Consider the following 8,286-nt stretch of genomic DNA (forward strand, 5'->3'; position numbering starts at 1 on the left):
GGGAGGGAGTCAGGCCGCCGCCTTGAGCGACGCCTTTTGCGCGGCAAAGGCCCAGTCGAGCCAGGGCAGCAGCGCTTCGAGATCGGAGGTCTCGACTGTCGCGCCACACCAGATTCGCAGGCCGGGCGGTGCATCCCGGTAGGCACCGATGTCGTAGGCGACGCCTTCCTTGTCGAGCGCCGAGACAATTGCCTTGGCGAACGCAGCCTGTCCGTCGGCGTCGAGTGCAGCGACTTGCCGGTCGGTAAAGGAAAGGCAGACCGATGTGTTCGAACGCGTCGCCGGGTCTACGGCAAGATGGCCGAGCCAGGAAGATTTCCCGACAAAGCGATCGAGAACAGCGGCATTGGCATCCGCTCTGGTGACCAGCGCGTCGAGGCCGCCGATCGACTTCGCCCAACGCAGCGCGTCGAGATAGTCCTCGACGCACAGCATCGACGGCGTGTTGATCGTCTCGCCCTTGAAGATGCCTTCGATCAGCTTGCCGCCCGAGGTGAGGCGGAAGATCTTCGGCAGTGGCCAGGCCGGCTTGTAGCTTTCCAGACGCCCGACGGCGCGCGGGCTGAGGATCAGCATGCCGTGCGCGCCCTCACCGCCCAGCACCTTCTGCCAGGAGAAGGTGACGACGTCGAGTTTCTGAAAATCGAGCTTTTGCGCAAAGGCCGCCGAAGTGGCGTCGCAGATGGTCAGGCCCTTGCGGGCGGCCGGGATGAAATCGCCGTTCGGCACGCGCACGCCCGACGTCGTGCCGTTCCAGGTGAAGACCACGTCGCGGTCGAAGTCGATTTTGGTCAGGTCGGGCAGTGCACCGTAGTCGGCCTCTAACCTGCGCACATCGGCGAGCCTCAGCTGCTTGACCACATCGGTTACCCAGCCGGAGCCGAAGCTCTCCCAGGCGACCATGTCGACGCCGCGTTCGCCGAGCAGCGACCACAGCGCCATTTCGACCGCACCGGTATCCGAGGCCGGCACGATGCCGATGCGGTAATCCGCCGGAACCTGGAGGATTTCCCGTGTCAGCTCGATCGCTTGTTCGAGCTTGGTCTTGCCGATCTTGGCGCGGTGCGAGCGCCCGAGCGCGGCACTTTTGAGCGCCTCGACCGACCAGCCGGGGCGTTTTGCACAGGGACCTGAGGAAAAATTGGGATTTGCCGGACGGAATCCGGGCTTCGTATGCGTCGTCATCGTGGTCTATCCTTCCAGATAGTGGCCCCTCGTTGGGGAGGGGTGGCCCACGGACGGCGATATGCGTTCAGGCTTTCGGCGTCAAGGGGAAAGTTTTTGTCGCTGTCGGGATATTGCCGGCGGCGAAACGCAAACGGCGGGCCTACGACCCGCCATTGTTAACGCCTCGGCTTCGATCGAGCCTACCAGAGATCGTAGCGTAGTCCGACTTTGACTTGATGGTTGTTGATCCCTTTGCGGATCGGAAAGGAAGTCAGGCTCTCGGCAGTCACATATTCGGCGTCTGGCGCGGAAAAATACTGATAGCCCAGATCGACTGAGACATTCTTGGACACTTGGTAGGCAAAGCCGGCATTCAGCGTGTAGGCGAAGGAGTACTGGGTCTTGTTGTCATGCCGGACGAAATCGTCGGTGGGGTCGGCGTTGTCGGTGAAGTAGCTCGCCGAGAGGCGACGCTTGCTCTGCAGGATACCGATACCAGCGCCGAGATAGGGCGTGATTCCGACATACGTGCCAAGATCGACATAGCCATTGAGTATTCCCGAGAAGGCATAGTTCTTCAGGGTCGCCGATGCCACGGTCGTTCCGTCGTCGTAGCCGATGTCGATCTTGTTGCCGGGCAGATAACCGACATTGAGATCGGCGCGCAGATAGTCGTTGAAATGGTAGCCGAAGCCAATGCTGGCGAAGATGGGATCTTCCTTTTCGTCGAAGCTCGCGGGCGTGAAGGCGAAATCCTCATCCTTGAAGCTCTTCTGCACCAGATAGGAGACATCGCCGCGCAGATACCATCCCGAGCCAACCTCGACCGGTACATAGTCGGGCGCCTGGTCGACATAGACCGGCGGTTCGTAATCGGCGCCAAGCGCCGGCGTCAGCGGCATCAGGACGACTGCTGCAAGCGCCAGTGCTACAGGCGATTTGAATGTCATGGTCCTTGGCTCCCGAACTTGGCGCATTCGCGATCGCGCGCCGTTTCAGGGAGCATTGTTAACCATAGTGGTTAAGTGCGGGTTAAGGATAACAAGGCGTTAGCAATTGATTTGATCCGTTTTCGCTCCTTGGGCTGGACGGTGTTACATAACAACGCAGCATCTTCAGGCAGCCAAACGAAACCGCCCGGCATCAGCCGGGCGGTCGACAAATTCCTCGATTTCGAAGTGACTACTTGGTGTAGACGGGCTCGGGTTCCGGAACATAAGGTTCCGGTTCGACGCAGTCCGATCTGCCGAACTGATAGCGCAGGCCGCCGCGCACCTCATGAACATTGATGCCGTCGTCATAGCCGGGGCCGACGCCGCTGCCGAAGTCGAACATCTTCCCACCGTTTATATGGCTGTAGCGGTAGCCGACGTCGAGCTTGACGCGATCGGTCAAACAGTAGGATGCGCCAACCATGGCAGCATAGGCAAAACGCCAGCCCTTGCCGCCGTGGTGGAAGAATTCACCGTCTTCATCGCTGTTGTGGAGTGTATCCCACTTGACCCAGGCACCGCCGATGCCGGCACCGACATAGGGCGTGATACCGTGCCATGTGCCGATATCGACATAGGCGTTGGCGAGCAGCAGCAGCGCCGTATAGGACGAGGTGTCGACCGAAGTACAGGGATCTCCATCGAGGCAGATGCCGCTGGTAGAGCCGCGGAAAGTGGATTTGCTCATCCAGTCCGCGGTCAAGTCGGTGCGGAAGTGTCGGTCGATTTGATAGCCGACGCCGGCACCGGCCGAGAAGGCACTCTTCAGCTTGCCGCTGTCAAAAGTGCCGGTTCCGGGAGGCGGTCCGTAGGTGATGTAGTCGGCGCCGCGAAACTTCGACCAGTGATAGTCGATGTCGCCACGGATATACCAGCCGCCAAAGTCGGCCGGCTGCTCGTAGGCAACCGGTGGCGGCGCCTCCTCGACGACGGGCGGCTCGACGAAATCGGCGGCGAATGCCGGCCCGGCGCCGGCAAACAACGCGGCCAGGAGAGCCATTCTTGCTGTGTTGAACATGCTTATCACCCCTGAGAACCCTCGAACGTCGAACGCGCCCGAAATGTGATTGACCTCAGTTGTGGATAATGAATCGGAAAGGTTAAAAGGCGTTTAACCGTATTGATTAACCACGAATCTCTAAAAGTCGAACAATCTGGCGGCCGTTGCTGCAGGCGGAGCTGGCCGCGACCCAATAAAAAGCCCGCCGGCAAGGCGGGCTTTTGAACCGATGTTGGAGGGAGATCAGGCGGCGCTTCGCGTTTCTGAAATGACCTCGACGATGTCGTTGACGACGGACTCGACAAGCTGCGGGTCGTCGCCCTCCGCCATGACGCGGATGAGCGGCTCCGTGCCGGATGGCCGGATGACCAGGCGCCCGGCCTTGCCGAGGCGATTGCGCGCATCTTCGATCGCCGCCTTGACCGGCGCCTCCTCCAGCGGCTTGCCGCCGGAAATATGCACATTCTTCAACAACTGCGGCACCGGCTCGAATTTCTTCGACAGTTCGCTGACCGGCCGGTTCTGCCGCTTGATGCAGGCGAGCACCTGGAGCGCCGAGACGAGGCCGTCGCCGGTGGTCGAGAAATCGGACAGTACGATGTGGCCCGACTGTTCGCCGCCGACATTGAGCCCATGGGCACGCATGTGCTCGACGACATAGCGGTCGCCGACCTTGGTGCGATGCAACTGCAGGTTCATGTCGCCGAGGAAGCGTTCGAGCCCGAGATTGGACATCACCGTCGAGACGACGCCGCCGCCGGCCAACCGTCCGCTCTGGTGCCAGGACTCGGCAATCAGCGCCATGATCTGGTCGCCATCGACGATCGCGCCGTTCTCGTCGACGATGACGACGCGGTCGGCATCGCCGTCGAGCGCAATGCCGATGTCGGCGCGCACCTCGTGCACCTTCTTTTGCAGGCCGGCCGGATGGGTCGAGCCGCATTCCTTGTTGATGTTGAAGCCGTTGGGCTCGACATTGATGGCGACGACTTCGGCGCCGAGTTCCCACAGCGCGTCAGGCGCCACCTTGTAGGCGGCGCCATTGGCGCAATCGACGACGATGCGCAGGCCCGACAGCGACATCGAGCGCGGCAGCGTGCGCTTGGCGAATTCGATATAGCGGTCATGCACGCCGTCGACGCGTTTGGCGCGGCCGAGCCCATCGGAATCGGCGAGCGCCAGTTCGATATCCTTGTCGAGCATCCCCTCGATACGCTCCTCGATCTCATCGGACAGCTTGTAGCCATCGGGGCCGAACAGCTTGATGCCGTTGTCGTAATAGGGGTTGTGCGAGGCAGAGATCATCACGCCGATATCGGCGCGCAGCGAGCGCACCAGCATGGCAACAGCGGGCGTCGGGATCGGGCCGAGCAGGAAGACATCCATGCCGGCGGCGCACAGGCCGGATACCATCGCGTTCTCGATCATGTAGCCGGAAAGCCTGGTATCCTTGCCGAGCACGACGCGGTGGCGGTGGCTGCCGCGCTGGAACGAGAGGCCGGCGGCCATGCCGACCCGCATGGCGACCTCCGCCGTCATTGGAAACTTGTTGGCGCGCCCACGAATGCCGTCCGTACCGAAATAATGTCCTGCCATGTTCGCCAGCTTCCCGATGGTTCTTTCCGAGCATCTCATGCCATAAAATCGGCCGAGCTCTGTCATCACATTGTATGATTATCGACGACCAATCCTTAGAAAATTGTTGTCTTGTGTGTTTTGCGTCACGCTAGTGTGTTGATTTTCAAGTTTCGAGCCCTTGTTGCGGCAGCAGCATCAGAAACGTCAACCTCAAACCTCGTCTGGATCCTTTGGTTAGTGGCAGTGTGGCCTTGAACCCGAATCCGCATCGTGCTGCTCCAGACAGAGGTAGGCTCAGGTCCGTCGCACCCGCCGATTTGACTGGCTGTCATGCGAAGCAGTTGTCCTCGCTGGGAACCAGCCATATGCGCGATCTCCGTGCAATGCACCCGGACGAACTTGGCTGGGAGACAGTCCCGGCAACGAATTCATCACCTTAAAGAAAACAATGCACCTCTAAATTGTCTCTACGCTACTTAGCATCTGGCGCAACCAGCCGTTGAGCGCTATTGCTGCACTGGGACATATCATGAACCGCCATAGGGAGAAAACGCATGCTCATCCACCGACTTGCCACTTTGACGGGTCTTACCGTCGCGACCTTATTCCTGGCGGCGCCTGCCAATGCGCTGACCATGGCCGAGTGCAGCACCAAGTATAACGCGGCCAAGGATGCGGGCACGCTTGGCGGGCAGAACTGGAACCAGTTCCGCAAGGCCCAATGCGGCACCGATGCCACCGCCGCTACGACCGATCCCGCCCCAGCCAAAGCCACGGCCAAGGCCGCCGACACCACCAAGGCAGCCGCCGGCGACGATGCGGCGCCTGGCCTGACGGCGAAGGAGTGCAGCACCAAGTACCAGGCGGCAAAAGCCGCCGGCACGCTGAACGGCATGAAGTGGAACGATTTCCGCAAGACCGAATGCGCCGCCGGCGCCACTGCAGCCGCACAACCGGCCGCCACGACCAAGGCTGCGGCAGCCGCCGCCGACGACGCTGCGCCTGGGCTGACGGCCAAGGAATGCAGCACCAAATACCAGGCCGCCAAGGCTGCCGGCACGCTCAACGGCATGAAGTGGAACGACTTCCGCAAGAGTGAATGCGCCGCCGGTGCAACTGCAGCGGCACAACCTGCCGCGGCACCTGCCAAGGCAACGACAGCCGCCGCGACCGATACCGGCAAAGGCCTTAGCATGGCGGATTGCAGCGCCAAATATCAGGCTGCCAAGGCCGGCAACACGCTGAACGGCATGAAGTGGAACGATTTCCGCAAGAGCCAATGCGGCGCCGGCGCAGCCGACGACGACACGCTGCCGGCTCCCGATGCGAAGTACACCGGCGATCCGCAACCGCCGACCATCACCGCCCCCCAGGGCGTGAAATTCCCGACGGCGATCTCCAAGAAGTATGCAGCCGAGACCCCGGCCAAGGGCCGCATGCACACCTGCCTCGACCTCTATTACGCCAACAAGGACGCCAACACGCTGGGCGGCCTCAGGTGGATCCAGAAGGGCGGCGGCTTCTACAGCCTCTGCAATGCCAAGCTGAAGAGCTAACCGGCACCATCATCCGACGATAGGAGACCGCGAGCCGCAAGGTTCGCGGGCTTTTTGTTGGCCGACTCCAAGGAGAGAGGCCCTGCGTTGCAAGGTGGCAGCGTCGACGACGCTGCCAATCTCCCCCCTCGTGGGGGAGATGCCCGGCAGGGCAGAGGGGGGCGCGAAGGATCGCAAACCTTTAATTTGTTTTCCCTGATTGGGATCAGATCAGTTGTGGCGTGGCTGCGATACGTTGGCAGGTCGGCGGGACAGCGCCCCCTCTGCCGGACATCTCCCCCACAAGGGGGAAGATTAGCCATCATACCGGCTTTCGCCAATCGCCAACGTTGGCGCAAGGTTGCGGACAACTCCCTAATCAGAAAGGTGCCTGAAACAAAAAACCCGCCTCGGCGGGCGGGTCGTTGGAGCCAATTGGCACCATACGCAAATTAGTAGCATAGCTGCCGGCACAAAGCAAGAACAAAATATGACGCCGTCGGTAGAAAACTGCGGATTTCCTTCACCGCCGCGCCTTGTCGATCTTCCTGAAGTCGTCAACGATAGAAGGCCGCGTTCCTTCGCGCCCCTCTCTGTCCTGCCGGACATCTCCCCCACGGGGGGGAGATTGGCCGTCATCGTCACTTTCGCCAATTCAAGCGAAGCGGCGCATTCCCAAAAGAAAACGCCGCGGTCAAGGCCGCGGCGCTTCGAAGTCAATCTGTCCTGGGCCGGAGCCTAGCTTGACGGCTGGGGTTCCATGCCGCCTTCGGGCTCGGGGCCCTTCTTGCGGCGTCCGGACTTTGGCACGGCCGAGCCGCGGCTCGGCGGTGTGTCGTCGCCGAGGTCGCGTGCGGGCTTATTGCCGGCGATCAGCTGCTTGATCTCCTCGCCGGACAGCGTCTCGTATTCGAGCAGGCCTTGCGCCAGCGCGATCCATTCCTTCTTTTTCTTGGTCAGGACGGACCTTGCCGTCGAATAGGCCTCGTCGATCAGCCGGCGCACTTCGGCGTCGATGATCTGCGCCGTCTCTTCCGAGATATTCTGCGTGCGCGCCACCGAATGGCCGAGGAACACCTCCTCCTGGTTGTCGCCATAGGCGACATGGCCGAGCTTGTCGGAGAAGCCCCAGCGCGTCACCATGGCGCGCGCCAGCTTGGTCGCCTGCTCGATATCGGAGGAGGCGCCGGAGGTGATGTTCTCCTTGCCGAATTTGAACTCCTCGGCGACACGGCCGCCCATCATGATGGCGAGACGCGAGATCATGTATTTGTAGCTCATCGAATAGCGGTCGCCTTCCGGCAGCTGCATGACCATGCCGAGTGCCCGGCCGCGCGGGATGATGGTCGCCTTGTGCAGCGGATCGGCCGACGGCACGTTGAGCGCCAGGATGGCGTGGCCGGCCTCGTGATAGGCGGTCAGCTCCTTCTCGGCCTGCGTCATCGCCGACGAGCGGCGCTCGGCGCCCATCATGATCTTGTCCTTGGCGTCCTCGAATTCGGCCATGGTGACGAGACGCTTGTTGCGCCGCGCCGCCATCAGGGCGGACTCGTTGACCAGGTTCATCAAGTCGGCGCCGGAAAAGCCCGGCGTGCCGCGCGCGATCACCTTGAGGTCGACATTGGGCGCCAGCGGCACGTTGCGCACATGCACTTTCAGGATCTTCTCGCGGCCGACGATGTCTGGGTTCGGCACCACCACCTGGCGGTCGAAGCGGCCCGGCCTGAGCAGCGCCGGATCGAGCACGTCGGGCCGGTTGGTGGCGGCGATCAGGATGATGCTTTCGTTGGATTCGAAGCCATCCATCTCGACCAGCAGTTGGTTCAGCGTCTGCTCGCGCTCGTCATTACCGCCGCCGAGGCCGGCACCGCGATGGCGGCCGACCGCGTCGATTTCGTCGATGAAGATGATGCAAGGCGCGTTCTTCTTGGCCTGGTCGAACATGTCGCGAACGCGGCTTGCGCCGACGCCGACGAACATCTCGACAAAGTCCGAGCCCGAAATGGTGAAGAAC

At 61.7% G+C, this 8,286-nt stretch carries 6 protein-coding genes; 1 reads left to right on the top strand and 5 read right to left on the bottom strand.

Annotated elements, in window-relative coordinates:
• Positions 1-9: 9 nt before the first annotated feature.
• The 4 genes from E5W70_RS29150 to glmM all read right to left on the bottom strand — a co-directional run bounded on the left by E5W70_RS29150 (position 10) and on the right by glmM (position 4,755).
• Entirely contained in the window at positions 10-1,185 is a 1,176-nt protein-coding gene (locus E5W70_RS29150) for a phosphoserine transaminase (RefSeq protein ID WP_292664751.1), read from the bottom strand.
• A 182-nt stretch (positions 1,186-1,367) separates the two neighbouring features.
• Positions 1,368-2,117, bottom strand: coding sequence for an outer membrane protein (locus E5W70_RS29155; protein WP_292664752.1), 750 nt, complete (start codon positions 2,115-2,117; stop codon positions 1,368-1,370).
• A gap of 232 nt (positions 2,118-2,349) precedes the next feature.
• The gene (locus E5W70_RS29160) at positions 2,350-3,177 is read right to left on the bottom strand and encodes an outer membrane protein (protein WP_292664753.1); all 828 of its coding nucleotides are present in this window, start codon (positions 3,175-3,177) and stop codon (positions 2,350-2,352) included.
• Positions 3,178-3,402: 225 nt separating this feature from the next.
• Entirely contained in the window at positions 3,403-4,755 is a 1,353-nt protein-coding gene (gene glmM / locus E5W70_RS29165) for a phosphoglucosamine mutase (protein ID WP_292664754.1), read from the bottom strand.
• Positions 4,756-5,291: 536 nt separating this feature from the next.
• Between glmM and E5W70_RS29170 the strand changes: the two genes are divergently transcribed.
• On the top strand, positions 5,292-6,293 hold the full coding sequence (locus tag E5W70_RS29170; protein WP_292664755.1) for a hypothetical protein: 1,002 nt from the start codon (positions 5,292-5,294) through the stop codon (positions 6,291-6,293).
• A gap of 717 nt (positions 6,294-7,010) precedes the next feature.
• On the opposite strand, the gene ftsH is transcribed toward E5W70_RS29170, so the two are convergent.
• The coding region (gene ftsH, locus E5W70_RS29175; protein ID WP_292664756.1) for an ATP-dependent zinc metalloprotease FtsH at positions 7,011-8,286 on the bottom strand (1,276 nt) is incomplete at its 5' end.

Origin of the sequence: Mesorhizobium sp. (assembly GCF_005063415.1) — a bacterium.
Classification (GTDB): Bacteria; Pseudomonadota; Alphaproteobacteria; order Rhizobiales; family Rhizobiaceae; genus Mesorhizobium.

What these genes read in the sequence shown, in the direction of transcription:
- glmM (WP_292664754.1), bottom strand. Translation starts at nt 4,755, where the DNA reads ATGGCAGGACATTATTTCGGTACGGACGGCATTCGTGGGCGCGCCAAC.
- E5W70_RS29170 (WP_292664755.1), top strand. Translation starts at nt 5,292, where the DNA reads ATGCTCATCCACCGACTTGCCACTTTGACGGGTCTTACCGTCGCGACC.
- E5W70_RS29160 (WP_292664753.1), bottom strand. Translation starts at nt 3,177, where the DNA reads ATGTTCAACACAGCAAGAATGGCTCTCCTGGCCGCGTTGTTTGCCGGC.
- E5W70_RS29150 (WP_292664751.1), bottom strand. Translation starts at nt 1,185, where the DNA reads ATGACGACGCATACGAAGCCCGGATTCCGTCCGGCAAATCCCAATTTT.
- E5W70_RS29155 (WP_292664752.1), bottom strand. Translation starts at nt 2,117, where the DNA reads ATGACATTCAAATCGCCTGTAGCACTGGCGCTTGCAGCAGTCGTCCTG.